The organism is Aquisphaera insulae, assembly GCF_011064615.1.
Classification (GTDB): domain Bacteria; phylum Planctomycetota; class Planctomycetia; order Isosphaerales; family Isosphaeraceae; genus Aquisphaera; species Aquisphaera insulae.
Map to the genome: position 1 here is coordinate 1 of NZ_JAALJH010000109.1, position 25,117 is coordinate 25,117.

Genomic DNA, 25,117 nt, shown 5'->3' on the forward strand with positions numbered 1-25,117 from the left:
CACGGCGTCGCCCGGCACGACCTACCTGTACGACAATGCCGGCAACACGATCCGGAAGACCGACACCGCCACGGGCAACTACTGGACCTACGCCTACGACTACCACAACCGGCTGACCTCGGCCGTCCAGAAGAACCCCGCCGGCACGACGCTGAACTCGGTGACGTACGCCTACGACGCCCTCGATCGTCGGATCGCCGTGACGACCAACGGCGGCACGACGCTGTACACCCAGTACGTCGGCGCCGGGACTGTCGCAAACCCCTACGCCGACTTCACCGGCTCGACGCTCAAGACCCGTTACCTCTACGGCCCCGCCGTCGATGAGATCCTGGCCCGCACCGACGCCAACGCGGCCGTGACCTGGTACATGGCGGACAAGCTGGGATCGATCACCGATGACGTGAGCACGAGCGGGACGTATCCTACCGTCGTGGACAACATCACCTATTCGACGTTCGGCACGCCGACGGATTCGTCGGTGGCCAATGGGGATCGGTTCAAATTCACAGGTAGGGAGTATGATGCGGCAACGGGACTATATTACTACAGAGCTCGATATTACGATTCGAACAGTGGTGGCTTCTTAAATAGAGATCCCATGGACCTTTCCGCCGGAGACTTGAACGTCTATCGCTACGTCCGGAATAGCCCATCCGGTTTCGTCGATCCGTCGGGTCTGTTCGGAGAGCCGCCCGAGGGCGAAGACAAGCCCAAATCCGGCGAACCACGACCGGTCCCACCCTACTGGTATCCAAAGATAGAGATCTACGGAGACAGGGTTGGCGATGTGCCTGTGTCAACGGTTAGGCCAGGACAGGGGCGCGGCGGCCTTGAGCCTGGAATTCCTTACTACAAGAAATTGAGAGAGCCCGTTGCCCTTCCTCAGCCGGTTCTTCCGGGAGGTGGAGGTAGAGTAGGAGGTCAACGAGGAGGCGGTGGAGGGGGAGGCGGGGGGCAAAATGGCGGCGGCGGAGCAGGTCAGAATCCAGCCGGAGGCCCGGGTGCAGTTGGGGAGGAAGATCCATTCAAGGCTCGCCTCAAGCTGAGAAAGATGCGTCCGGACATCTACTGGGAGTGGATGGGCGGGAATCCGTAGATGACCCTTTCCGGGTAGAGAGAAGAGAAGTTTCGGGAGGGCTAGGAAAACAGGTCACTTTACCCGATTTGGAAGCGGTTTCGATCATCAGAAGCAAACCGAAAAGTGTCATTGATGGTTTTTGCCGCATTCCAGAGAGGGCTGGCGAGTCGAAAAAGCCGCACGGCCGGGACTTTAGGGATTCAGAAGAAGCCGTCGCTTCAAAGTCCAGCATGCTGTAACGAAAATTCGCGGGAGCCAAGGGAACTAAACCATCACCGGCTGGAAGCCGGTGGGTTCGTCAGTCAACTGCAAACTCGACTGAACTTGGCACTCGTCATTCGCCGTCGATTCGGAAGTCCTCATCATGCTTCGAAGCCTCGTGCGTCCGGATGTATTCCATGGTCGCCTCGTCTGTCACGACTCCCGAACTCGCCACGAAAACCCCCCTCGCCCGCAGGTGCCGGCCCCAGCACTGCTTCTTAAAAAGGCTGAACTCCTGGAGCAGTTTCCCCGAAGACTTCCCATAGAACCGCTGTTTGGGATAGCTCGGCGATACATGAGGCGAACACACGCACTTTGTTCCGGCCTTCAAGCCCCTTGATGATCACGACCTCCATCTCCGAGCGGATGTTTCGCACAAGCTGCCGCGGGCGGAAGCCCTAGTCCTTGTGAAGGCAACTTCATGCGATACTTCGTGATCCCGACGAAGTGATACCTAAGGTCAAGAACGCGTAAAGGCGGTCTGTCGGAAGTGCTCCATTTCCCCACCGTACTACAAGTAGTCGCCTACTGGCGAGGGCTTTAGATCCCAAGACGGGGACGTTAAATGCTTCGAGAGCGTAGGATTATGAAAGCTCTATCCGGCCTGTTCTTCATTGTCACGCTATTTTCACCATCTCACATAGAATCCGGAGAATCAGCCGGACCCATCTGCTCGTTTGCAATGGAGCCAACATGCCACGGTGATGACGTCGATGATTTAATGGGTGCACCCACTACGAAGTGGGGCGACATCGCTCAACGCATGTCACCGTCGATTTGCCTACTCTACGATAGCGGATCCGCTGATGAAAATGGTCAATACGTATTCGCCACAGCGTTTGTCGTGTCACCGGAACGGCGACTACTCGCCACCGCGGCTCACGTTCTCGATCATATTACGGATGTCAAGAATTTGCGAGTCATTCCGGATGGGACGAAGACAAGGCACCATGTTGACCATGCATGGTGTCATCCGTTGGTGCGGAGGAAGGCGAATAACCTTCTAACAACGCCATGCCCCGATCGTCGATTAGGTCCTGTTGAATTTCCAACAGCTGATCTCGCCGTCCTGCACGTTCGCGACGACGGTGTTGCCCTTCCCCCCGGCTTGCCGATCTGTGCTCAGGATCGGTTGGAAAGACTCGTCAACGAACCGGCGGCTTTCCTCGGGTATGGAATCGTAGGCGCTGACACATCGCGCTGGCCCGAGCGACCTCCTGGCGCCCGTCTCAGCGTTGCGACACTTGCCGGGTTCTGGAAGAGCTCGCACCCAGTTCCTCCATGTCCCTTAGTGCCGGATATTGACACTAAGTTTCTATATATTTCTGATCGAGGTCAACCTGGATCGAGTGGTTCTCCAATTTTCTTGCAGGACGGGACTGTTATTGCCGTCTTTTCTCGTGTAGGACCACCGTCCATAAAGCTCGGCGAAGGCGTTCGAGCAGACGCGATCCAGGAAGTTCTTGACGCCTACGGATTAGCCGATACTCCTGGCCCTCGAAGTTCAGACTTACGAAAATCGGTCACATGCCTCCCCGACGTAAACAGGCTTGAGAAAATTGCACAGGCCATGAAAAGTGCGGATTCGCTCATTCGAGCCCGGAATTCACGGGAAGCCGTGGAACTTCTCAATCCTATCCTGGCAGGCGATCGGTTTTCCGGCTGGGATGTCGCAATTCGATTGCGGGGGCAAGCGTACCTCGCATTCTGCTCCGCGCAGTGGAACCTGCTATCCGAAGGGGAACGGTACAGATACGCGGATTGGGCCGCTCTGGATTTCAGCGAATGTGTAGACACCGTCGATCCAAGAAGTTTGTACCCTTGCTTGCTCCTGGCCTATGCAAATCTCTACAGAGCTCAAGCCATACATAGTCAAGAGATATTGCAAAAGAACTGCGACTATCTAACCGCAATGATTGACAAAGACGCGACACGCCCGGAAGACGTCTGGTTCCTGGCCACATTACTGAACTGCCGAGGGCATTGTCGCATCGCATTAGGCGAACTTGAAACGGCACTATCCGATTTCGATAGAGCCATCGCTCTTGATCCCCACGAAGGTCGCTGGAAACGCGACCGCCTCAAACTCATCGGAAAGCTCAAGGCGAGGGGGAGCCCGTAGTCCGCCATGCAGTTTTCGCCGGGGCCGTGCAAGGTCGGTGCCCAGGCACTCAAGAGGGGTAAAATGGGAAAAATCGATAGCCGGAGGACACCAGGAGACCATTAGGCCGATTTGGCGATAAGGCCGATTTGCCCCAGGTTTCCTGGCTTAGGCGCGTGGCCGCCGATTCCCTCCGTGGCCGCCGATTCCCATGGCCGCCGATTCCGCGTGGCCGCTGATTCTGCCTCTTTGTGGTCATCGATGGAGTGAACCGATGAGTGTCAAGGACCTCCCGCGTGCGTTTCGTCGGCCAGGAAATGCCCTGAGTGGCAAGCACCTCCTGGCATGGACGCTGGTTCTCATCCTCTCCGTGCAGGTGTTCGGGCGCGGCGATTCGACCCGATCGCCCAGGGTGATCGAGGCCGAGTCCTTTGTCCTCAAGGGGCCGGACGGGCAAACTCGCGGCCAATTCCTGGTCGATGCGGAGGGCAAGGCTCGGCTCAAACTCTCTGATCCACAGGGGAGACCGCGACTCACCCTCACCTGTTCGGAGAAAAGCGTCACGATCGCGATCCGCGATCAGAATGACTCCGATCGCCTGGTCGTCGGGGAATTCGAGGATGGACGTCCGGCCCTGGTGGTCTTTCCGCCCCGTGTTCGGGGCGATGAACCGAGTCTAGTCGTGGGTCAGGATGCGAAGGGGACCTCGACCGCCGTCGCCTTCGCGGACGCGGGCCGTCAACGGTTGACGCTCGGACTCTTCGAGGACGGTCGCGCGGGCCTGGACCTCCAGAATCCGGACCAGAGCGGACAGATCCAGATGTCAGTGCGTCCTGATGACGTGTCTCAGTTCTCGATTCGAGGAGCTCGTCAGAAAGCTGGCCTATCACTGAATGCTTATCCCGACGGATCGAGCGGCCTCCTGCTCAGGGATGCGAACGGAATGCAGAGAATCTCCCAGGCCATCCACTCCGATGGGAGGGCGGATTCGATTCTTCGAGGCAAGAAGCAGAATGAACAGGTGTCGCTCGTCGTCATGCCCGATGGTCGATCCGCGATCCAGGTCCAGGACACGACGGGCCAGGGGGCCGTTCGGCTGGAGAGCTGGCCCAGCGGAAGCCTGTTCCTGGCCATGGAAGGGCAACCGAAAGTTGCGCCCTTCCTCGCTCTCGGTCGGGTCGGAGTCGAGTCGCCCGGGATGATCCTGCGCGGCAAAGATGGGAAGCCGTCCTTCCTTGCCCCCCAGGCACTTCAACGAGCGCTCGAAGGTCTCGGCAAGGACGCCCCTGCGAGAAAGGCCGCCTCCGGGGAATTGCGGGACGACGGACACGAGAAGGAGGGCAAGAACTGATCTCAGAGCGAATCACGAAGAAGTGAACCCCTACCCTATGCGCATCGCAAGCCAGGCACGCAAGGGAAGTCGCAGGCGGGAAAGTGTCAGGAACCGGGGGAACGGGAAAGGCGCCGCAGACCGAAAAGGCAATATCTTGATATCGGCGACTGGCACCTTTCTGAGGCCCAATTCCGTGTGACCGCCGATTCTCGTAGGAGTCGCAGCTCCTGGAGTCAATCGACGCGTTGCCCTGCCGGGTAAACGCGGTAAAATGGTCATGCCATATGGCGAAATGAGGAGGAGACATGCCAGCCCTGAGCCTGGATTTCAAGCCCGACGTCAAGATGATTCTGCCGCAAGTCCAATGGACGCCGGAGATGTACTGGCAGGCGAACGATGCGGGGTGTTTTGAGGATCTACGGGTCGAGCTGGTGGGGGGGCTGCTGATCTCGATGACGGACAACCCACCCCACACGAAACGTTCCATCCTCGCCGAGCGTGCTCTGTCCGCTCTCTTCCCCTCAGACCGCTGGTTTGTGGCACGCGAGATCAACCTTGACCTCCAGAGCTGGGCACCCCGCCCGGACGTCATGGTTGCCCGAGGCCCCCTCGTACCGACCTACGACGACCGGCGGCCGACGGCCGACGATGTCGTGATGGTCGTCGAGGTGGCGGACTCCACCTACTGGTATGATCACTCCGAGAAAATTCCTCGTTACCTCAAAGCCGGCATTCCGAATTGCTGGATCGTTCATCTCGCAATGAAACGCATCGAGGTTTTTACGGCGAGCCAGCCGGACGGATGGACGATTTACGGGGTCGGAGATTCGGTCCCCGTTGAGGTTGATGGTGCTGTTGTTGGTGAGATCCTCGTCGGCGACATCCTGGGGTAGGATTCGACGCGATCGGCACGCCATGTCCCCCCTCAACCACAACACAACATCATTGACACGCGAGACGCCAGCACCGCCCCGGCGGCGATACATTCCCGCCGGCCTGTGAACGGCCGCCTCACCGCGCCGGCCGACGAAGATCCAGCGTCAGCGGGGCGGCCGGGTGCCGCTCGACCGGCGGGACGTCCATCTCCCCGGGGGTGTGGCCGAACGGGAAGAAGCGGTTGTGCCGGCGGGCCTCCGCCTCGTTGGCGTTGACCGGGAAGGTCTCGTAGGACCGGCCGCCCGGGTGCACGACGTGGTACGTGCAGCCCCCCAGCGATCGCTTCAGCCACGGGTCGTACAGGTCGAACACCAGGGGCGAGTTCACCTTGATCGTCGGGTGCAGGCACGACGGCGGTTGCCAGGCCCGGTAACGGACCCCCGCGACGTACTCGCCGATGGTCCCGGTCGGATGCAGCGGGACCCGCCGACCGTTGCACGTGACAACCTGCCGGCCCTCGGTCAGCCCCCGGACCTTCACCTGGAGCCGCTCCACCGAGGAGTCCACGTACCGCGCCGTGCCGCTGCTGCTGGCCTCTTCACCGAGCACGTGCCACGGCTCGATCGCGGTGCGGAGCTCCAGGTGGATCGTCCCCAGGTTGACCGAGCCGATCAGGGGGAACCGGAACTCGTAATGGGGGGCGAACCACTCCGCCTCGAACTTCAGGCCGAATCGCCGCAGGTCCTCGATCACGACCCGGAAGTCCTCGTCGATGAAGTGCGGCAGCACGAAGCGGTCGTGGAGCTCGGTCCCCCAGGGGATGAGCCGGTCCTTCACCGGCCGGTTCCAGAACATGGCGATCAGGCCGCGGATCAGGAGGAGCTGGGTCAGGCACATCCGCGCGTGCGGCGGCATCTCGAACCCGCGCAGCTCCACCAGCCCGAGCCGGCCCGACGACGAGTCCGGGTTGAAGAGCTTGTCGATGCAGAACTCGGCGCGGTGGGTATTGCCGGTGATGTCCACCAGGAGGTGGCGGAAGACCCGGTCCACCAGCCAGGGGGGGACCTCCCCCTCGTCGGGGATCTCGCCGAAGGCGATCTCCATCTCGTAGAGGCTGTCGTTGCGGGCCTCGTCGATCCGGGGGGCCTGGCTGTGCGGGCCCAGGAAGAGGCCGGAGAACATGTAAGAGAGCGACGGGTGATTGTGCCAGTAGGTGACCATGCTCCGGAGCAGGTCCGGGCGGCGGAGGACCGGGCTGTCGGCGGGCGTCGTCCCGCCCAGGACGACGTGGTTGCCGCCGCCGGTGCCGGTGTGGCGGCCGTCGAGCATGAACTTCTCGGTCCCCAGCCGGGCCAGCCGGGCCTCCTCGTAGAGGATCGTCGTCTTGGTGACCAGCTCGTCCCACGACCGGGACGGGTGGATGTTGACCTCGATGACGCCCGGGTCCGGGGTGACGCTGAAGTGGAGCAGCCGGTGGTCGTTGGGGGGGCGATAGCCCTCGATGATCACCGGCATGCCGAGCTCCGCGGCGGTGTCCTCGATGGCGGAGATCAGTTCCAGGAAGTCCTCGAGCCTGCGCTGGGGGGGGAGGAAGACGTGCAGGCGGCCGTCCCTGGGCTCGACGCAGAGGACCGTGCGGACCACGCCCTTGACGCTCTGTCCGGCCTCGAAGTCCGCGCGGAGCTCCTCCGGGGACGGGCCGCCCGGCCGGGCCGGGGCCTGGGCGACCGACGAGACGTCCTGCCGGCGGTTGCGGGGTGCCTCCGGCCGGGCGGGGGCGGGCAGGGGACCCCTCGGGGCGAACGGGTCGACCTCGTCCGAGGGCTCGATGTCTGCCGGGGCGGCCCAGGGCAGCGACGGCAGCGGCAGGCGATATCCGACCGAGGAGTCGCCCGGCATCAGGAAGAGGTTCCCCCGCCGCACCGCCCAGCGGTCGCTCTTCCAGACGGTCCGCCCGGGCCTCGGCCCCGCCTGGGGCTGCTGGGACGGGACCGGCGCGACGTGCCGTTCGGGCTCGGCCGCGGGCGCGGGGCCCTCGCCGCCGGCGGGATTTCCATCGCCCTCCTCATGCTCCTCCACCTCCTCCGCCTTGAGGGGCAGGACGTAGGAGACGACCTCGCCGAGGCCGCGGTCGAAGACCTGGGTGAGGCGGTGCCGCTCCACCGGGTCGTCGAGCTTGCTGTCGCCCGGGTCCACGTTCGCCGGCAGGGACTGCTCGCGCCAGAGGTAGTAGAAGTGGTCCTCATAGGTCGGCCGGACGCAGTCGGCGTCGACCCCGAGGCGGGCGGCCAGGGCCTTCAGGAACCGCTCGGCGTCGGCCGGGGTGTGGCCGTAGTCCTTCTCCTGGTCGGCGAGGAGGTCGGGATTCCGCCAGACGGGGACCCCGTCGGCCCGCCAGAAGCAGCCGAGGGCCCACCGCGGCAGGGGCTCGCCGGGGTAGAGCTTCCCCTGGCCGTGGAAGAGCAGGGCCCCGGAGGCGAAGCGGTCGCTGAGCCGCTTCAGGAGCTGGCCGGCGAGCCGCCGCTTGTCGTCGCCGAGGGCCGCGGTGTTCCACTGGTCGCCGTCCATGTCGTCGATCGAGACGAACGTCGGCTCGCCCCCCATGGTCAGGCGGACGTCGCCTGCGTTCAGGTACTCGTCGATCTCGTGGCCGAGGCGCTCGATGGCCGCCCACTGGTCCTCGCCGTAGGGCCTGGTGACCCGCGGATCCTCGTGGACGCGGGCCACCTCCATGTGGTGGGAGAATTCCGCCGAGCAGGTGTCGTGGGGGTCGTCCTCCGGCGTCCGGCTCCACGAGTAGGAGCCCGTGACCGGGGCGGCCGTGAGGGGATCCGCCGTGCAGGCGAGCGGGATGTGGCCCTCGCCGGCGAGCAGCCCGGAGGTGGGATCCAGCCCGACCCAGCCGGCCCCGGGGAGGTAGACCTCGGTCCAGGCGTGGAGGTCCGTGAAGTCCTCCTGCGGCCCGGACGGGCCGTCGACGGCCGGGATGTCGGCCTTGAGCTGGATCAGGTAGCCCGAGACGAAGCGGGCGGCCAGGCCCAGGCGACGGAGGACCTGCACCAGCAGCCAGGCCGAGTCCCGGCACGAGCCGCTCTTCAGGGTCAGGCTCTGCTCGGGCGTCTGCACGCCCGGCTCCATCCGGATCAGGTAGGCGATCTTCTCGTGGATGGCCCGGTTGAGGGCGACGACGTAATCCACGGTCGCCAGGCCGGAGCCGCGAAGGTCCTCCACCAGGGCGGAGAGCAGCGGGCCGGCGGGCTCCGTCTCCAGGTAGGGGATCAGCTCGCGGGCGAGAGACGGGTCATACGTGAAGGGGAATTTCTCGGCCGACTCCTCGATGAAGAAGTCGAACGGGTTGATGACCGTCATCTCGGCGACGAGGTCCACCACGATCGAGAGCTCCGCCATGGGCTCGCGGAAGACCAGCCGGGCCAGGTAGTTGCTGTACGGATCCTGCTGCCAGTTGAGGAAGTGCGTCGGCGGCTCCACCCGCAGCGTGTATCCCAGGATCGGCGTCCGGCAGTGGGGCGCCGGGCGGAGCCGGACGACGTGCGGCAGCAGCGTCACGGGGCGGTTGTAGCGATAGACCGTCCGATGATGGAGCGCGACGTGGATGGCCATGAGTCGTTCGGGTCCTTTGGTCGGTGACGGCTGCGGCAGGAGGGGCTTAGGAGGGGAGGTCTCTGGATTCCGTTCCCCCCTTACGAAGGGGGGATTCAGGGGGGTCCTCTTCGATCGCCTCGGCCTGTGCCGTTCACCCCCTCCAACTCCCCCTTGGTAAGCTCTGCTTTACTCACACGTGAGGCGGTCCATTCCGGTCCCCTCCCCCCTGGTGGGGGAGGGCTAGTGTTTTGTCAGTGCTTAATTCTCGGGTTGACCACGGGACAGGCAGGAATGCCTGTCCTCCGAAACCTCTAACACACCTGGCTTTAAACCCGGGGGACAGACATTCCTGCCTGTCCTGAAACCCGAATTCTTCGTGTTGACAGAGCACTAGGGAGAGGGGGAACGGGCATGCCGAGGATGAAAGACGGGACGCTCCGACGAAGACTGCTCGGCATCAACGCCGGGCCGGTCGGCCGGTGTGGTAGCCCCCTCTCCCTAACCCTCCCCCACACGGGGGGGAGGGGACCGGAAGGCCCGCCCCGCCCGCCATTTCCGCCTCCTCAGCCGGGGATTTCTTGCACATATGGGTAGAGATAAACTTGGTAAGGGGGAGAGCCAGATAGGGGCTCCCCACTCCGCGTGAGATGTCCTGGAAATCACAATCAGGCCGTCGACTGAGGCACAGCCCCCGGGTCGGCGGCCGCCCCGGCGGCGGCCCACTCCTCCGGGATCATGTTGGACCGCTGGTCGAAGTAGGTCCGGTGGATGGCGTCGCCGATGCCGTGGATCCGGTCGATGATGCTGGTCAGGGCCTCGTGCAACCCGGCCTGGATGAAGTCGTCGATCTTGGTCAGGTTGAGCCAGCTCGAGAGGTCCTCCAGCGCGTGCTCGACGGCGTTGCCCGGCCGCCCCGGCTGGCGGCCGGAGATCGCGTAGGCGGCGGCGCGGCAGCGGTTCAGGCAGAACCGGACCGACCGCGGGAAGAGCGAGTCGAAGATCAGGAAGTCGGGGACGGCGACGCCGGGGTCGGAGTCGAACCGCTCCTTGGTGTAGGGCTCGTAGCCGGAGCAGCTCGTGAGGATGGCCACCCAGTGGGCGTTGTCCACGGGCGTCCCCACGTGCTCGAGGGTCGGCAGCAGGATGTGGTACTTGACGTCGAGGATCCGGGCGATCTGGCTGGCCCGCTCCAGGTAGTGGCCCAGGCGGTAGAAGTCCCAGGCCTCGCCGTGGGACATCGTCCCCTCGTTGATCCCGGCGATGAGCTGGTTGATCCGGCGGATCCGGTTGTAGAAGCCCGTCCGATCGGTGTGGTAGAGGGCGCGTGCGCCGGGGCTCTCCATCCAGAGGTAATAGAAGTTCATCCGCTCCCAGCTCTCGGCGCTGATGACCTCGCGGATGTTGCGGGCGTTCTCGCGGGCCGCGGCGATCGAGGAGGCGATGCTGGAGGGGTTGTCGTCGACCTCCCAGGTCATGAAGTTCTGGACGGCCTCGCCGTCCATGTCCTCGGGCCGGTCGTGGATGCCGCTGATGATCAGGACGGGGCGCCACTGCTGCTCGACCGGGACGGCGAAGTCGAGCAGGAGGGTCTGGTTGACCTCCAGGAGCCGGGCGGCGTTCTCGGCCCGCTCGAGATACCGGCTCATCCAGAAGCAGTGCTCGGCGACTCGGCTGATCATCGGCCGTTCTCCATCACCCAGGTGTCCTTGCTGCCGCCCCCCTGGCTCGAGTTCACCACCAGCGACCCCTTCACCAGGGCCGTCCGGGTCAGGCCCCCCGGCAGCACCCAGGTGGACGTCCCGCTGACGATGTAGGGCCGCAGGTCGACGTGCCGGGGCGCCAGCCCCTCGTCGTCGGTCCAGGTCGGGCTGGTGGAGAGCGTGACCACCGGCTGGGCGACGTAGTTCCGCGGGTTCTCGCGTAGCTTCTCCGCGAACTCGGCGATCTGGGCGGAGGTGGCCCAGGGGCCCATCAGCATGCCATAGCCGCCCGACTCGTTGACGGCCTTGACCACCAGCTCCGGCAGGTGATCGAGGGTGTACTTCAGGTCGTCCGGCCGGGCGCAGATGTAGGTCGGGACGTTCTTCAGGATCGGCTCCTCGGACAGGTAGAAGCGGATCATGTCCTCGACGAACGGGTAGATGGCCTTGTCGTCGGACACGCCCGTGCCGACGGCGTTGGCCAGGGTGACGTTCCCCGCCTTGTAGGCCCGCATCAGGTTGGGGACGCCCAGCATGGAGTCGGGCCGGAACGCCTTGGGGTCGAGGAACGCGTCGTCGATCCGGCGATAGATGACGTCCACCCGCTGCGGCCCGCGGGTCGTGTGCAGGTAGACCTTGTCGTCGTGGACGAAGAGGTCCTGCCCGAAGACGAGCTCCACCCCCATGTGGCGGGCCAGGAAGCAGTGCTCGAAGTAGGCCGAGTTGTACTGGCCCGGCGAGAGCAGGACGATGGTCGGCTCCTCCACGCCGTCGGGCGCGACCGAGCTGAGCGCCTCGCGGAGCCGCCGCGGGTAGTCCTCCACCCGGCGGACCCGGCACTGCTGGAAGAGCTGCGGGAAGATCTTCTTCATGACCACGCGGTTCTCGAGGACGTAGCTGACCCCGGAGGGGGACCGGCCGTTGTCCTCGAGCACCAGGAACTGCCCGTCGCGGTCGCGGATCAGGTCGGTGCCGACCACGTGGAGGTACTGCTTGCCCGGCGGGCTGAAGCCGATCATCTCCGGCCGGTAGCCCTTGGACTGGACGACCAGGTCCTCCGGGATGATCCCCTCCTTGAGGATCCGGCCGTCGTGGTAGACGTCGTCGAGGAAGATGTTCAGGGCCCGGATCCGCTGGATCAGGCCGTTCTCGAGGTTGTCCCACTCCCCGCCGTGGACCGGCCGGGGGATCAGGTCGAACGGGAAGATCTTCTCGGTGCCGCGGCGGTCGGAGTAGACCGAGAACGTGATGCCGTTGTTGATGAACGCGAGGTCCGCCGAGGTCCGCTTGTCGAGGAAGTCGCGGACGTCGAGCCCCCCCAGGCGGTCGAAGAGGACGCGGCAGAAGTCGTGCGACCGGCTCGCCCCGGCGAAGAGCTCGTCCCAGGCCTTCGGGTGGAGGGCATAGTCCTCGAAGAGCGAGGGCCCCGACGTCCCCTGCGTCTGGGACTGGGACTGGGCCGGGCCCTGCGATTGGGTCTGGGCCGTCGAACCTGTGGACATCTCCGTCACCCCTTCCGGTCCTCTCGCCCGCCGGCCTGGCCCCGGGCCGGCCCGGCGTCCGCCACCCCGGCCCGGCCCCGGGGGCCGCGATGGCATGAAATATGAAGTAGGAACCCTGGAGCGTCAAGGCGCCGCGGCCCCGCCGCTCAGCGGCCGGCGGCGGCCGGGGCGGCCTCCCCCGCGACCTGGGTCGGCGACCGGTCCCGCGCCCGCAGGGCGCTCGGCCGGCCGGTCAGGAACTCGTCCACGTTCCGGGCCGCCTCCCGCCCCTCGGCGATGGCCCAGACCACCAGCGACTGCCCGCGGCGGCAGTCCCCCGCGGCGAAGACCCCCTCGCGGCTGGTCATGTACCGCCGATCGCAGCGGATCGCCCCCTGCTCGGTCATCGCCAGGCCGAGCGCCCCGGGGATCGAGCCCTCCGGGCCGGAGAAGCCGATCGCCAGCAGGACGAGCTCCGCCGGGAAGATCAGCTCCGAGCCGTGGATCTCCTCGAACTGCCGCTCCCCCGCCTCGTCGTAATACTGGTGGACGCGGACCGCCGCCAGCTCCTTCACGTTCCCCCGGTCGTCGCCGTGGAACGCCTTGGTCTTGATCTGCCAGTCGCGCCGGCCCCCCTCCTCGTGCGCCGGGGTGACGCGGAGGATCTTGGGCCAGAGGGGCCACGGCGTGTCCGGGTTCTCCCCCTCCGGCGGCATCGGGTTGTAGTCGAGCTGGAGGACCGACCGGGCCTGCTGGCGGTGGCAGGTGCCGACGCAGTCGGCCGCGGTGTCGCCGCCGCCGATGACGATCACGTTCTTCCCCGTCGCCATGATCGACGCGCCGGCCGGCGGGAGGCCGAAGCCCCGCCGGTTCTGCTGCGTCAGGAAGGTCATCGCCTGCTCGATCCCCTTCAGCTCGCGGCCGGCGATGTCGAGCCCGCGCGGCCGCGTCGCGCCGACGGTCAGGAGCACGGCGTCGTGGTCGTCGCAGAGCGACTTCGGGTCGATCGCCGTGCCGACCTCGGCGTTGAGGACGAACCGGATCCCCTCGTCGACGAGCTGGTTGACCCGCCGCTCGACCTGGACCTTGGCCATCTTGAAGTCGGGGATGCCGTAGGCGAGCAGCCCGCCGGCGCGGTCGTCGCGCTCGAAGACGGTGACCGCGTGCCCGGCCCGGCGGAGCTGCTGGGCGGCGGCCAGCCCGGCCGGCCCGCTGCCGACGATCGCCACGCTCTTGCCGGTCTCGCGCCCCGGCGGCCTCGGCACGATCCAGCCGTTCTCCCACCCCCGCTCGACGATCGAGGCCTCGATCTCCTTGATCGTCACCGCCTCCCCCTCGAGCGCCAGGACGCACGACGCCTCGCACGGCGCCGGGCACGTCTTGCCGGTGAACTCGGGGAAGTTGTTGGTGTCGTGCAGGGCCGCCAGGGCCTCGCGCCAGCGATCGCGATGGACCAGGTCGTTCCAGTCCGGGATCTGGTTCCCCAGCGGGCAGCCGTGCTGGCAGAACGGGATGCCGCAGTCCATGCACCGCGACGCCTGGGCCCGGACGCCCTCGGTGGGCATCGGCTGGTAGAGCTCCAGGTAGTCCTTGATCCGCTGGTGGACCGGCCGCGGCGTCGGCTTCTGGCGGTCGATGTTGAGGAACCCGCGAGGGTCAGCCATTGATCAGCTCCCACTGCCGCTGGACGATCCGGCTCTGCTCCAGGACCCGGCGATAGTCGCGTGGGAAGACCTTGACGAAGGTCCCCAGCGCGGTCGAGAAGTCGTCCACGATCGCCCCGCCGACCGTCGATCCGGTGTAGTGGACGTGGCGATTGATCAGGTTGCTGAGCATCCCCACGTCCTTGTAGTCCTCCACCGGGACGAGGTCCACCATCTCGAGGTTGCACCGCTCGCGGAACCGGCCGTGGGGGTCGTGCACGAAGGCGATGCCGCCGCTCATGCCGGCGGCGAAGTTCCGCCCGGTCTCCCCCAGGACGACGACCACGCCGCCGGTCATGTACTCGCAGCCGTGATCGCCGATCCCCTCGACGACCGCCTTGGCCCCGCTGTTCCGCACGGCGAACCGCTCGCCGGCCTTGCCGCGGAAGTAGGCCTCGCCGCCGGTCGCCCCGTAGAGGGCCACGTTGCCGACGGCCATGTTCCGCTCCGCCTCGTAGGCCGCCTCCGGCGGCGGGGAGACGACGATCTTGCCGCCGGAGAGCCCCTTGCCCGCGTAGTCGTTCGTGTCGCCGCGGACCCGGAGCGTGATCCCCCGCGTCAGGAAGGCGCCGAAGCTCTGCCCCGCGCTGCCGCTGAACGTCAGGTCGATGGTGTCCTCGCGGAGGCCGTGCTCGCCGTGCTTCTTGGTGACGAAGAAGCTGAGCAGGGTCCCGGTCGTCCGGTTCCGGTTCGAGATCGGCAGCGACCGCTGGACCCGCTTGGCGTGCTCGACCGCGTCCTTGCAGTGGCGGACGAGCTCCCAGTCGAGCTGATCGGCCAGGACGTCGGGCTGCCGCTCGACCTGGCGGGTGGGGGTCCCGTAGGCCACCCGGGCGGATTCCAGGAGCGCCCGCAGGTCCAGGTGTCTCGCCTTCCAGTGGCCGGAGAGGTCGGCGGCGGACAGGTAGTCGGTCCGGCCGATGACCTCGTCGAGCGTCCGGCAGCCCATCTTGCTGAGGTGCTCCCGGACCTCCTCGGCGACGAAGAAGAGGTAATTGATCACGTCTTCGGGCGTCCCGTTGAACCGGGCGCGGAGGACCGGGTCCTGGGTGGCGATCCCCACCGGGCAGGTGTTCAGGTGGCACTTCCGCATCATGATGCAGCCCATCGCGATCAGGGGCGCGGTGGCGAAGCCGTACTCCTCGGCCCCCAGGCAGGCGGCGACGATCACGTCGCGGCCGGTCTTCATCTGGCCGTCGGCCTGGATCCGGACCCGGCCGCGGAGGCCGTTCTGGATCAGCGTCTGCTGGGTCTCGGCCAGGCCGATCTCCCAGGGGATGCCCGCGTGCCGGATGCTCGACAGCGGCGAGGCCCCGGTGCCGCCGCCGTCGCCGCTGATCAGGATCCGATCCGCGTAGCCCTTGGCCACGCCGGTGGCGATCGTCCCCACGCCCGCGGCGGCGACGAGCTTGACGGAGATCTCGGCGTGCGGGTTCGCGTTCTTGAGGTCGAAGATGAGCTGGGCGAGGTCCTCGATCGAGTAGATGTCGTGGTGCGGCGGCGGGCTGATCAGGCCGACGCCCGGCGTGCTGTACCGGGTCTTGGCGATGAACGCGTCCACCTTGTGGCCGGGGAGCTGGCCCCCCTCGCCGGGCTTGGCCCCCTGGGCCATCTTGATCTGGAGCTCGATCGCGTTGGCCAGGTAGTTGGCCGTCACGCCGAACCGCCCGCTGGCGATCTGCTTGATCGCGCTGTTGCGGGAGTCGCCGTTGGCGTCCTTGCGGAACCGGGCCGGGTCCTCGCCCCCCTCGCCCGTGTTGCTCCGGCCGCCCATGCGGTTGAGCGCGATCGCCAGGGCCTCGTGCGCCTCCTTGCTGATGCTGCCGAAGCTCATGGCGCCGGTGCAGAACCGCCGGACGATCACCGAGGCCGGCTCGACCAGCTCCAGCGGGATCGGCTTCTTGCCGTAGCGGACCTCGAGGAGGCCGCGGATCGTGCAGCGATGGCGGTCCTCCTCGTTGCAGGCGTCGGCGAAGGCCCGGTAGCTGGCGAACTCCTTCTTCCGGAGCGAGTGCTGGAGCTTCTGGATGGTCTCCGGGTTCCACGCGTGGTACTCGCCCCGGCGCCGCCACATGATCTCGCCGCCGGGGTCGAGCTCCGCCGCCTCCGGCCCCGGCTCGGCGGGGTAGGCGGCGGCCGTCCGCCGCAGCGACTCCTCGGCGATCACCTCCAGGCCGATGCCGCCGATCGGCGTGGTGGTCCCCGGGAAGAACCGCCCCACCAGGTCCGGGGACAGGCCGATGGCCTCGAAGACCTGGGCGCCGCGATAGCTGAGGAGCGTGCTGATCCCCATCTTGCTGAAGATCTTCAGCAGGCCGGAGTCCACCGCCTTGACGTAGTTCGCCTCCGCCTTCGCGACGTCGAGCGCCGCGCCCTGCGGGTCGAGCAGGAGCCCTTCGGCCTGGAGCCCCTCGTAGGTCTCGAAGACCAGGTAGGGGTTCACGGCCGCCGCGCCGTAGCCGATCAGGAGGGCGACGTGGTGGACCTCGCGCGCCTCGCCGGTCTCGGCGACGATCCCGCACCGCGTCCGCTTCCCCTCGCGGATCAGGTGATGGTGCACGGCGGCGACGGCCAGCAGCGGCGGGATCGGGACCAGGCCCTCGCCGAGCCCGCGGTCGGAGAGGATCAGGATCGTCGCCCCGCGATCGACGGCCCCGGTCGCCGCCTCGCAGAGCGTCGCGATCGACGGCTCCAGGCCGGCCGGGCCGAGGGCGCGATCGAAGAGCGTCGGCAGGGTCTCGGCGACGAACCCCGGCGACCGCGCCACGCGGAGGCGGGCCATGTCCGCGTTGGTCAGCGTGGGCGTCTCCAGGCGGAGCACCCGGGCGTGATCCGGCGTCTCGTCCAGCAGGTTCGCCTGGGCGCCGACGAGCGTCTCGGTGCTCATGACGACCTTCTCGCGGATCGGGTCGATCGGCGGGTTGGTCACCTGGGCGAAGAGCTGCTTGAAGTAGTTGGGCAGGATCTGGCTGCGGAGGCTGAGGACCGCCAGCGGGATGTCCGACCCCATGCTCGAGACCGGCTCCTTGCCGTCCTGCCCCATCGGCAGCAGGATCCGGACGACGTCCTCCCGCGTGTAGCCGAAGACCTGCTGGCGGGCGAGCAGGGAGATCGGATCGAACGCGTCGACCTGGCCGTTGCCCTGCCCGTTGGGGGCGGCGGGGGCCGGGAGGCCGTCGAGCGTCTTGCGGTGCGATTGGAGCCACTTCGCATAGGGCTGCGCGCCGGCGACCGCCGCCTTGATCTCGTCGTCGCCGAGGATCTTGCCGGCGGCCAGGTCCAGGAGGAGCATCTTGCCCGGCTGGAGCCGGCCCTTGAGGCGGACCTTCTCGGCCGCGACCGGCAGCACGCCCACCTCGCTGGCCAGGACCACGCGGTCGTCGTCGGTGACCACGTAGCGGGCCGGCCGCAGTCCGTTGCGGTCGAGCATGGCGCCGATCCGGAGGCCGTCGCTGAAGACCAGGCTCGCCGGGCCGTCCCAGGGCTCCACGAGCCCGGCGTGATACTCGTAGAAGGCCCGCAGCGAAGCGTCGAGCGAGCCGTCGGACTCGTAGGCCTGCGGCACCAGCATCATCAGCGCGTGCGGCAGGCTCCGGCCGGACTGGACCAGGAGGGCGAGCACCTGGTCGAGCGCGGCGGAGTCGCTCAGGCCCTCGAACTGCATCGGCAGCGTCTTCCCCAGGTCGTCGCCCAGGACCTTGCTGCGGAGCGAGGACTCGCGGGCCTTCATCCAGTGGACGTTCCCCTGGAGCGTGTTGATCTCGCCGTTGTGGGCCAGGAAGTGGAACGGCTGGGCGAGCGACCACCGCGGGAAGGTGTTCGTGCTGTAACGGCTGTGCACGATCGCCAGGGCGGATTCCATCCGCGGATCGGACAGGTCGGGGAAGTACGCCTCGACCTGGTCGGGCTTGAGCATCCCCTTGTAGACGATCGTCCGGGCGCTGCAGCTCGCGATGGCGAAGCCGAGCGCGTCGTTGGCGATGCTCTCGGTGTGGGCCCAGTTCTCGGCCCGGCGGCGGATCACGTAGAGCGCCCGCTCGAAGGCGTCGCCCGCGGCGGTGCCCTCGCCGCGGCCGATGACGAGCTGCTCCATCACGGGCTCTTGCGACCGGGCCAGCCAGCCGATCGACGACGAGACGACCGGGACGTCCCGCCAGCCGATGACCGTCTGACCCTGGGCCGTGACCAGGCTCTCGATCGTCCGATGGCAGATCAGCCGCTGGGAGGCCCCGCGGGGCAGGAAGACGAAGGCCACCCCGTAGTCGCCGGGCGGCGGCAGGACCCCGGCGAAGGCCGGATCGCCCCGGAAGAAGGCGTCGGGCATCTGCATCAGGATCCCCGCGCCGTCGCCGGTATCCTGGTCGCAGCCGCAGGCCCCGCGGTGCTGGAGGTTCTTCAGCACCTGGAGCCCGCTCTCGACGATCCCCCGGCTCTTTCGCCCCTTCAGGTCGGCGACGAAACCGACCCCGCAGGCATCCTTTTCGAAGCTCGGATCGAAGAGTCCCACCCGCCGGTCGCCGGGCGGGGAAGGACTCGGACGGCGCGGAGTCTGATGGGGCATGGAGTATCCCAAACATCGCCGCCCGAGGTCAGGCTGATCCAGGTTGCGAGCAACGCGGCAGCGCGTCGACCGGCGGCGAATAGCACGATGTCGGAGGAACGGGAGACCGAAACCTTAGCAGGAAGCAGGTTTCGTGCCTGAGATGGGTCAAGGTCGGATTTCGATCGACAACCCCTTTCTCATTCTCAACTTGTGGATTCCCGAGAGCTGCGCGACGCCCTCCCCGAGTAGCGCTTTGCCAATTCTGAACGCAGGGGATGCCTTGACTCTGCGCCGGCCATCGGAGGCCATTCTTCCGGACAAATGGCCTAGGCCGTCGAGTGTTCTAGGATCGCCTGAAGAACGATCTCTTGTGCATGATGTGAACCTCGGAGCCGACCCTTGAGGCCCCTTGTCCTCCTCGAATAGGATGAATCCGAGAGAGGTCCGGCTAGAGACTCGAGGAGGTGTGACATGGCGGGCAGGCTGGCTCGAGGCGTTGTCCACGGTAGGACAATCGAGTTGTCCGAGGATCTTGGTCTCAACGACGGGCAACACGTCGAGATCCGAGTTGAGGCTCTCCCCTCTCGCGAATCCACCGGAACACCGAAACCATGGGGCGAGGGACTTCGTCGCTGCGCCGGCGCATTCGCGGCGGACTGGAGCGAAGAGGATGACCGCGTCCTGGAGGAACTCCATCGGGATCGGAGCCGAGACACTCGTCGGGACATTGAGGAATGAACTTCCTCCTCGACACCGACATCTGCTCGGCGCACCTGAAGCGGCCGGCCGGGCTCATGCACCGTTTCATGCAGCATTCCGGCGGCCTGTGCATCTCTTCTATCACCCTCGGAGAGCTCTGCACCTGGGCTTTCAAGCGGCCCGACTCTTCGGAGTCGATCCGACGCATTGAGAACGAACTCCTGCCCGACCTGACCTTGCTCGACTTCAACTCGGCTTGTGCCTACCAGTTCGGCAAGGTCCGGGCTGAACTCCTGAAGGTGGGGATCTCGGTCAGCCGGGCGGACTTGCTTATCGCCTCAGTGGCCCTCACGCACGACCTGACTATGGTCACGCACAACATCGCTGATTATCGAAATATCCCCGGCCTCCGCCTTGAGGACTGGCTTGCTCCGTGAACCTTCGAGCCTGCCGAGAGACCCGTCGTCAATGGGGAGGATCAGACTCACCATGAGCATCAAGCCAAGCCGGGGCGTTGTCCACGGTCGAACGATCGAAATCGTCGAGGATCCTGGCCTCACCGAAGGCCAGGAGGTCGAGGATGACCAGATCCTCGCCGAGATTGAGGAAGCCCGAAGGAAGCCGAGCACTCGCGAGATCCCCGAATGAGTTTCCTGCTGAGTTGGCTCCGAAGAGGCTCAAGAGCATTCCCCGCCAGGCAGGGCTGATGCGATGAAATACCTGATCGTCCTTGAGCCCACGTCGACGGGATACTCCGCCTATTCGCCAGACCTGGATGGGTGTGTCGCCGCCGCCGAGGGGCGGGAGGAAACGATCGCCCTGATGCGTGAGGCCATCTCATTCCACCTCGAATGTCTTGCAGAGGCGGGCGAGACTGCACCCGAACCTTCGAGCGAGTCGGTGTACGTCGAAGTCAATGCCTGACCCCACGCGGGAGTCCCGCATCACCTCGAACACCGCGGCGTGACGAACCGTTGATCCTGGCCATCTGGGGGCTCGAGAAGGCAGGCTCGATCTATTTCGTCGTTTCCGCATACGCCTTGAACACCTTCTCCAGCGCCGGGGCGTCGAGATCCCCCTTGTGGATCCAGATGCGATAGCGGCAGCGGATCGACTCGCCCGGCGGGATCGTCCCGGGCTTGACGCCGGGCCAGCCGACGCAGAGGACGCCGTAGTGGCGGGTCAGCCAGGTGGGCGGGAAGCCGGGGTGCGACGGGTGGATCAGGACCGCGGCACCCGATCGCTCGGGGCGGCCCAGCCAGGTCCTCGTCAGGTCGGCCCAGGGCAGGGGGGTCATGTACAGGTCGTCCTTCGTCAGGCCGGACGGCACGGTGATCGCCGTCCTGTCGCCGGGCGCGTAGCGGAAGGTCAGGCCGCCGTAGCTCTTCCCCTCGGCACCGCCGAGCGTCACGGGCCGGTCGGTGGGGGTCCACGTCATGTCCAGGTCGATCGCCCGGCCCTCCTTCGACGCGTGATGGACCTCGATGACGGCCTTCTCGCCCAGGACCTTGCGGCCCCCCACGTACCAGCCGTTCTCCACGCCGAGCCGCGCGACGTCCCGATCCTTGCCCGCCTCCTTGAACAGCCAGCGGCCGAACCGGGGCTCGATCCCCTTGAGGACCCACATGTCGACGTGCTCGTCCCCCACCGTGACGTGCGGCCAGGCCCAGAAGAGGCCGCGGTGGTGCGGATGGTCCTCCGGCCCGTCGTCCGTGAGGACCTCGCCATCCAGCCCGTAGATCGGATGGAGGTACGCCGTCCGGGCCGGATTGACCGGCTTTCCCCCGACCGGCTTCGCCCGATGATTGTAGACGAGGACCGGCCGATCCCCCTCCCAGAGCCCGAGCGCCCCGTCGTCCACCGGAGCGAACCGGAAGGCGTTCGAGGTCGTGTCCCGCGTCGCCGGCTCCTGGGCCGTCGCGACGCCGGCCATCGCCGGCAAGAGCCAAAGTGAAAACACCGCGGCGAGCCTCAACCTCAAGGGCATGACGATTCCTCTCGTGCGCGAACGATCCATGACGATCACCCCAGCTTCACCGCGAACGGCTCGATCCTCGACTCGTCCACCTCGACGCCCAGCCCCGGGCCCTCGGGCACGCGGAGCATACCGCCCGACACCTCGAACGGGGCCTTCAGCACCGACCCGGACAGGAACTGCGGGCCATTGAGTGCCGCGGGGGCCTCGAGGCCGCAGGCGTCGAACAGCCGGAGCGAGGCCGCGAGCGAGACGTCCGGGTCGGTCAGGCCGCTCCCCAGCACCATCAGGCCCTCGTCGCGGAGGATCTCGATCTGCCGCCTCGCCTCGGTCAGGCCGCCGCAGCGGGCCGGCTTCATGGCCACGCCGTCCAGGAGGCCGAGCTTGATGAACTCGATCAGCTCCACGGACGAGACGATCCCCTCGTCCATCAGGATCGGCAGCGCCTTCTGCTGGCGGAGCCTCCGATAGCCCCCCAGCCGGTTGGCCGGCAGCGGCTGCTCGAGCACGGGCACGCCCAGGTCCGCCAGCTTCGGGGCCACGTCCAGGGCGGTCGCCTCGTCGTAGCCGCCGTTGGCATCCGCCCAGAGGAAGCCGTCCGGGGCCAGCCGCCGGACGATCCGGCAGAGCTCCAGGTCGACCTTCGGGTCAGGGGCCACTTTCACGTTGAAATGCTGATATCCGCGTTCCTTCCCCTTCGCGACCAGCCCCTCCACCTCGTCCAGCGACCTCGGGTTGAGCGTCCAGCTCAGGAGGACTCGCCCGTTGCCGGGACCATGCTTGCCCGCGACCTTCCGCCACCCGTCCCCCCCGACGGCCGGCGTCCCGCGGAGCTTGCCGGCCAGGTCGTGGAGCGCCAGGTCGATGCCCGCCTTGCAGATCGGCTGGCCCGTGGAGAAGGACGGCGCGATGGCCTTGCCCATCGCCGCGTGGATGCCGTCGAAATCGAGCGGATCGCGGCCGACCAGGAGCGGGGCGAGGTACTTGCGGATCGTCGAGTCCACGCCCTCGATCGTCTCGTAGCTCCAGCGGGGGATCGGCACGCTCTGGCCCCAGCCCGTCGTGCCGTCCTCGGCCGTGAGCCTCACCAGGACAGCCGGCCGGCCGCCGGGCTCGCCGCGTGGGCCCTCGAGGAACTTGAAGCGGCCGATCGTCGGATAAACGATCGGGAACGTGTCAACGCGTGCGATCCTCGGGCCGGCCTCGGGCACCGACGAGGCACCCCGCGCCGTCGCCCCGACGCTCGCGGCAAGGGCCCCGTTCAGGAAGTCGCGGCGGGAATGGGTCATCGCGGGGCGACCTCCCGGCTCTCCGGTCAGATGGCGGAGATCGTCTTCTTCGCCGGGTCGTAGGACTGGCGGCGGCCCGACTCGAGCGCCTTCGCGGCCATCACGGTGGCGACGACGTGCTGGTAGCCGGTCTCGATCGGGGCATTGGTGGGCGTCCGCGTCCGCAGGCAGTCCAGCCAGTTGTCCATGTGGGACGCCGAGGGCTCCGGCGCCAGGGGGTGCGGGCCCTGGCTGCTCCGCTCGCGGCGGACCTGCCAGCGGTCGGCGTCGAGCGTCGCCTTGGTGCCGTGGAGCGTGAAGTGCCCGCCGGCGGCGTTCCCCAGGCCCATGCCCCAGTCGAAGAGGAAGCCCTGGGGATACTCGAGGATCGCGTGGAACGTGTCGGTGTGCTCGCGGCCGTCCTTCCAGACGTAGGTGCCGCCGAGCGCCACGGCGGAGCTCGGGACGCTCGCGCCGGTGAGCATGTGGAGGGCGTCCGCGAAGTGGGTCATCCAGAGCCCCGGCATGCCATTGCTGGTCTCGCGGTAGAGCTGCCACATCCGCAGCATCTTCGGGTCGAAGGGACGCTTCGGCAGGTGGAGCAGGTAGGCGCCCCAGTCCACGTCCTTCTCGAGGAGGTCGCTCGTCGGCCGCCGCCAGCGGGGCTCGTTGAAATCGACCGAGGCGGAGACCCGGTTGATCGCCCCGAGCTCGCCGGACGCGACCGCCTTCGCCCCCGCGCGGAAGTGGCCGTCGCTCCGCCGCTGCGTGCCCACCTGGACGACGCGTGCTTTCTCCTTCGCGAGGGCGACGGCCCTGGCGGCGGAGCCCACGTCGATGGTCATCGGCTTCTCGATGTAGACGTCCTTGCCGGCGTCCAGCGCGGCGGCCAGGATCGTCCCGTGGCTGAAGTCGGGCGTGGCGATGACGACCGCGTCCACGTCCTTCTGATCGAGCAGCTCGGCGAACCGGGTGAAGGTCCTCGCCTCGTTCCCGGCGGACTTCTTCACCTTCTCCGCGGCGGCCTCCCCCGCCTTCCGCCAGACGTCGCAGACGGCGTTGATCTGGACGTTCTGCGCCGAGGCGACGCCCAGGATCGTCTCCAGGTGGTAGGTCGCCCGCGACCCGGCGCCGATCAGGCCGATGCCGATCCGCTCGTTCGCCCCCCTCGCCGGGGCCGACGAGACCGCACCGGCCGCGACCGTCGCGGCCCCGGCGGCGCTCCTGAGAAAGTGCCTCCGGCTGGCCCCGCGTCGCCTCGGCTCTCTCATCGGTCGGCCTCCCGTGTCCTGCAGGTGACTCCGAACCTGTTCGATGCAGTATAAGCCGCCCGCCCGTCCGCCCCCAAGGGGCTGCTCGTCCCCGAGTCACCACTTTCGATCGCGGCGGCCGGACGTCCCCGCGGGGCGAGTCGCGGCGCGATCGGCTTCCGCCCATCCCGGGTTGTCCGCCGCCGTGCGCCGGGCCGGTGGGGACTTGTCGTCACCGGGCCCGTCTCAAGAACAAACCCATGCAAGACCGACGGCTCGAACCCGGCGTTGAACATTGTCAACACGATTGCGAGAGAGATTGTCGACCGCTTACGATGAATTGGGATTGTCCGTGCCGGAAGTGGACCCGCGACCGACCAAGCCCGCCTTCCCGATCTCACTCGTCCCTTGATTCTTGACCGCGTTTCCAAGTCCTCCTCCGGCGTCATCTTTGCTGGAGGGGAATGTCACCGGGGGATCGCATGAAACTTCCCAACTTCATCCGGCCGGCGTTCGTCCTGTCGGCCCTGCTCCTCGTCTCGGCCGGACGCGTGCGGGCGGACGTGATCGTCAACGGCGATTTTTCACAGGCGACGGGAGATCCCGCGAATCCGTTCGTCGGCTGGCAGACGACCTATGGCGACCCCCCGACCGATGGCGGTGGGTTCGCGGTGTTCACGGAGAGTCAGACCTCAGCCTTCGTCGAGCTCGAGCAGACGATCCACCTCACCGCAGCCGACGCCGTGACCGGCTTCCGGTTCCAGTACAAGGTCGCCTCGTCCGGTTCGGCCACGCCCGGGACCGTCCCGGACAGCTTCCAGGCGACCCTCTATGATGCCATGGGAAACCCGTTCCCCGTCCCCTCGAATCCGCTGCTCCCCGCGTTCTACAGCAAGGACATCGGGGGGGCGGACTACTTCGACACCACCTCCGTCAGCGTGACGGCTCTCGCGGATGGCTGGCTTCAGGTGACCCTCTTCAATCTGTCGGGCCTCTCGCTGCCGCAGGACGTCACGCTCGAGTTCCTGCTCAACGGCTTTGACGACGGCCAGGCCTCGATCGTCTACCTCGACAACGTCGAGGCCCTGACCGCGGCGATTCCCGAACCCGCCGCCCTGGTTTCGCTGGTCGTCGGCCTCGGCCTCGTCGGCGCCTTCCGCGGCCGCTCGCTCGGCCGTTCCTGAGCCGCTCAACGCGGATCCTGGCCCGCGCGGGGCTGCGAGGGCGGGGGTCGAATGGCTAG

The 25,117-nt window shown here is 66.9% G+C and carries 17 protein-coding genes; 8 read left to right on the plus strand and 9 right to left on the minus strand.

Annotated features, from left to right (window positions below):
- A partial coding sequence (locus tag G6O54_RS32600; RefSeq protein ID WP_165233606.1) for an RHS repeat-associated core domain-containing protein occupies positions 1–1,099 on the plus strand: 1,099 nt, incomplete at its 5' end.
- A gap of 316 nt (positions 1,100–1,415) precedes the next feature.
- On the opposite strand, the gene G6O54_RS38980 is transcribed toward G6O54_RS32600, so the two are convergent.
- The gene (locus tag G6O54_RS38980) at positions 1,416–1,652 is read right to left on the minus strand and encodes a transposase (RefSeq protein WP_205679106.1); all 237 of its coding nucleotides are present in this window, start codon (positions 1,650–1,652) and stop codon (positions 1,416–1,418) included.
- Between the two features lie 276 nt (positions 1,653–1,928).
- Between G6O54_RS38980 and G6O54_RS32610 the strand changes: the two genes are divergently transcribed.
- The 3 genes from G6O54_RS32610 (at position 1,929) to G6O54_RS32620 (ending at position 5,669) form a co-directional block, all read left to right on the plus strand.
- Entirely contained in the window at positions 1,929–3,464 is a 1,536-nt protein-coding gene (locus G6O54_RS32610) for a trypsin-like peptidase domain-containing protein (protein ID WP_165233609.1), read from the plus strand.
- A gap of 190 nt (positions 3,465–3,654) precedes the next feature.
- The gene (locus G6O54_RS32615) at positions 3,655–4,794 is read left to right on the plus strand and encodes a hypothetical protein (RefSeq protein ID WP_165233612.1); all 1,140 of its coding nucleotides are present in this window, start codon (positions 3,655–3,657) and stop codon (positions 4,792–4,794) included.
- Between the two features lie 287 nt (positions 4,795–5,081).
- Positions 5,082–5,669, plus strand: coding sequence for a Uma2 family endonuclease (locus G6O54_RS32620; protein ID WP_165233615.1), 588 nt, complete (start codon positions 5,082–5,084; stop codon positions 5,667–5,669).
- 118 nt (positions 5,670–5,787) lie between these two features.
- On the opposite strand, the gene G6O54_RS32625 is transcribed toward G6O54_RS32620, so the two are convergent.
- The 5 genes from G6O54_RS32625 to gltB all read right to left on the minus strand — a co-directional run bounded on the left by G6O54_RS32625 (position 5,788) and on the right by gltB (position 18,700).
- A complete protein-coding gene (locus tag G6O54_RS32625; RefSeq protein ID WP_165233618.1) occupies positions 5,788–9,273 on the minus strand; it encodes a transglutaminase family protein in 3,486 nt (1,161 codons plus the stop codon).
- A 647-nt stretch (positions 9,274–9,920) separates the two neighbouring features.
- Complete coding sequence (locus G6O54_RS32630; RefSeq protein ID WP_165233621.1) at positions 9,921–10,934, minus strand: alpha-E domain-containing protein; 1,014 nt, start codon at positions 10,932–10,934, stop codon at positions 9,921–9,923.
- Positions 10,931–12,457 (minus strand): circularly permuted type 2 ATP-grasp protein, encoded by a 1,527-nt coding sequence (locus G6O54_RS32635; RefSeq protein ID WP_165233624.1) that lies wholly within the window; start codon positions 12,455–12,457, stop codon positions 10,931–10,933. Before G6O54_RS32635 ends, G6O54_RS32630 begins: the two co-directional genes overlap by 4 nt.
- A 146-nt stretch (positions 12,458–12,603) precedes the next feature.
- Entirely contained in the window at positions 12,604–14,100 is a 1,497-nt protein-coding gene (locus tag G6O54_RS32640; RefSeq protein WP_165233627.1) for a glutamate synthase subunit beta, read from the minus strand.
- Positions 14,093–18,700: a glutamate synthase large subunit gene (gltB, locus tag G6O54_RS32645; RefSeq protein WP_165233630.1), complete on the minus strand. Its 4,608-nt coding sequence runs from the start codon at positions 18,698–18,700 to the stop codon at positions 14,093–14,095. Before gltB ends, G6O54_RS32640 begins: the two co-directional genes overlap by 8 nt.
- A gap of 716 nt (positions 18,701–19,416) precedes the next feature.
- Between gltB and G6O54_RS32650 the strand changes: the two genes are divergently transcribed.
- The 3 genes from G6O54_RS32650 (at position 19,417) to G6O54_RS32660 (ending at position 20,305) form a co-directional block, all read left to right on the plus strand.
- Positions 19,417–19,818 (plus strand): type II toxin-antitoxin system VapC family toxin, encoded by a 402-nt coding sequence (locus tag G6O54_RS32650; RefSeq protein ID WP_165233633.1) that lies wholly within the window; start codon positions 19,417–19,419, stop codon positions 19,816–19,818.
- 52 nt (positions 19,819–19,870) lie between these two features.
- Complete coding sequence (locus G6O54_RS32655; protein WP_165233636.1) at positions 19,871–20,029, plus strand: hypothetical protein; 159 nt, start codon at positions 19,871–19,873, stop codon at positions 20,027–20,029.
- A 63-nt stretch (positions 20,030–20,092) separates the two neighbouring features.
- Positions 20,093–20,305: a type II toxin-antitoxin system HicB family antitoxin gene (locus G6O54_RS32660; RefSeq protein ID WP_165233639.1), complete on the plus strand. Its 213-nt coding sequence runs from the start codon at positions 20,093–20,095 to the stop codon at positions 20,303–20,305.
- Between the two features lie 91 nt (positions 20,306–20,396).
- Here G6O54_RS32660 and G6O54_RS32665 read toward each other — a convergent pair whose 3' ends face one another.
- From G6O54_RS32665 to G6O54_RS32675, 3 genes are read right to left on the minus strand one after another with little or no spacing between them, the layout of a single operon-like run.
- The gene (locus G6O54_RS32665) at positions 20,397–21,368 is read right to left on the minus strand and encodes a DUF6807 family protein (protein ID WP_165233642.1); all 972 of its coding nucleotides are present in this window, start codon (positions 21,366–21,368) and stop codon (positions 20,397–20,399) included.
- A 35-nt stretch (positions 21,369–21,403) separates the two neighbouring features.
- Positions 21,404–22,645, minus strand: a complete 1,242-nt coding sequence (locus tag G6O54_RS32670; protein ID WP_165233645.1) for a mandelate racemase/muconate lactonizing enzyme family protein — start codon at positions 22,643–22,645, stop codon at positions 21,404–21,406.
- A gap of 26 nt (positions 22,646–22,671) precedes the next feature.
- On the minus strand, positions 22,672–23,895 hold the full coding sequence (locus tag G6O54_RS32675) for a Gfo/Idh/MocA family protein (RefSeq protein ID WP_165233648.1): 1,224 nt from the start codon (positions 23,893–23,895) through the stop codon (positions 22,672–22,674).
- 461 nt (positions 23,896–24,356) lie between these two features.
- On the opposite strand from G6O54_RS32675, the gene G6O54_RS32680 reads away from it, so the two are divergent.
- Complete coding sequence (locus G6O54_RS32680) at positions 24,357–25,058, plus strand: hypothetical protein (protein ID WP_165233651.1); 702 nt, start codon at positions 24,357–24,359, stop codon at positions 25,056–25,058.
- Positions 25,059–25,117 lie beyond the last annotated feature (59 nt).

Excerpts from the sequence above, each read along its gene's own strand:
- G6O54_RS32610 (WP_165233609.1), top strand. The coding sequence starts at position 1,929 with ATGAAAGCTCTATCCGGCCTGTTCTTCATTGTCACGCTATTTTCACCA.
- G6O54_RS32615 (WP_165233612.1), top strand. The coding sequence starts at position 3,655 with ATGGCCGCCGATTCCGCGTGGCCGCTGATTCTGCCTCTTTGTGGTCAT.
- G6O54_RS32620 (WP_165233615.1), top strand. The coding sequence starts at position 5,082 with ATGCCAGCCCTGAGCCTGGATTTCAAGCCCGACGTCAAGATGATTCTG.
- G6O54_RS32625 (WP_165233618.1), bottom strand. The coding sequence starts at position 9,273 with ATGGCCATCCACGTCGCGCTCCATCATCGGACGGTCTATCGCTACAAC.
- G6O54_RS32630 (WP_165233621.1), bottom strand. The coding sequence starts at position 10,934 with ATGATCAGCCGAGTCGCCGAGCACTGCTTCTGGATGAGCCGGTATCTC.
- G6O54_RS32635 (WP_165233624.1), bottom strand. The coding sequence starts at position 12,457 with ATGTCCACAGGTTCGACGGCCCAGACCCAATCGCAGGGCCCGGCCCAG.
- G6O54_RS32640 (WP_165233627.1), bottom strand. The coding sequence starts at position 14,100 with ATGGCTGACCCTCGCGGGTTCCTCAACATCGACCGCCAGAAGCCGACG.
- gltB (WP_165233630.1), bottom strand. The coding sequence starts at position 18,700 with ATGCCCCATCAGACTCCGCGCCGTCCGAGTCCTTCCCCGCCCGGCGAC.
- G6O54_RS32650 (WP_165233633.1), top strand. The coding sequence starts at position 19,417 with ATGAACTTCCTCCTCGACACCGACATCTGCTCGGCGCACCTGAAGCGG.
- G6O54_RS32655 (WP_165233636.1), top strand. The coding sequence starts at position 19,871 with ATGAGCATCAAGCCAAGCCGGGGCGTTGTCCACGGTCGAACGATCGAA.
- G6O54_RS32660 (WP_165233639.1), top strand. The coding sequence starts at position 20,093 with ATGAAATACCTGATCGTCCTTGAGCCCACGTCGACGGGATACTCCGCC.
- G6O54_RS32665 (WP_165233642.1), bottom strand. The coding sequence starts at position 21,368 with ATGCCCTTGAGGTTGAGGCTCGCCGCGGTGTTTTCACTTTGGCTCTTG.
- G6O54_RS32670 (WP_165233645.1), bottom strand. The coding sequence starts at position 22,645 with ATGACCCATTCCCGCCGCGACTTCCTGAACGGGGCCCTTGCCGCGAGC.
- G6O54_RS32675 (WP_165233648.1), bottom strand. The coding sequence starts at position 23,895 with ATGAGAGAGCCGAGGCGACGCGGGGCCAGCCGGAGGCACTTTCTCAGG.
- G6O54_RS32680 (WP_165233651.1), top strand. The coding sequence starts at position 24,357 with ATGAAACTTCCCAACTTCATCCGGCCGGCGTTCGTCCTGTCGGCCCTG.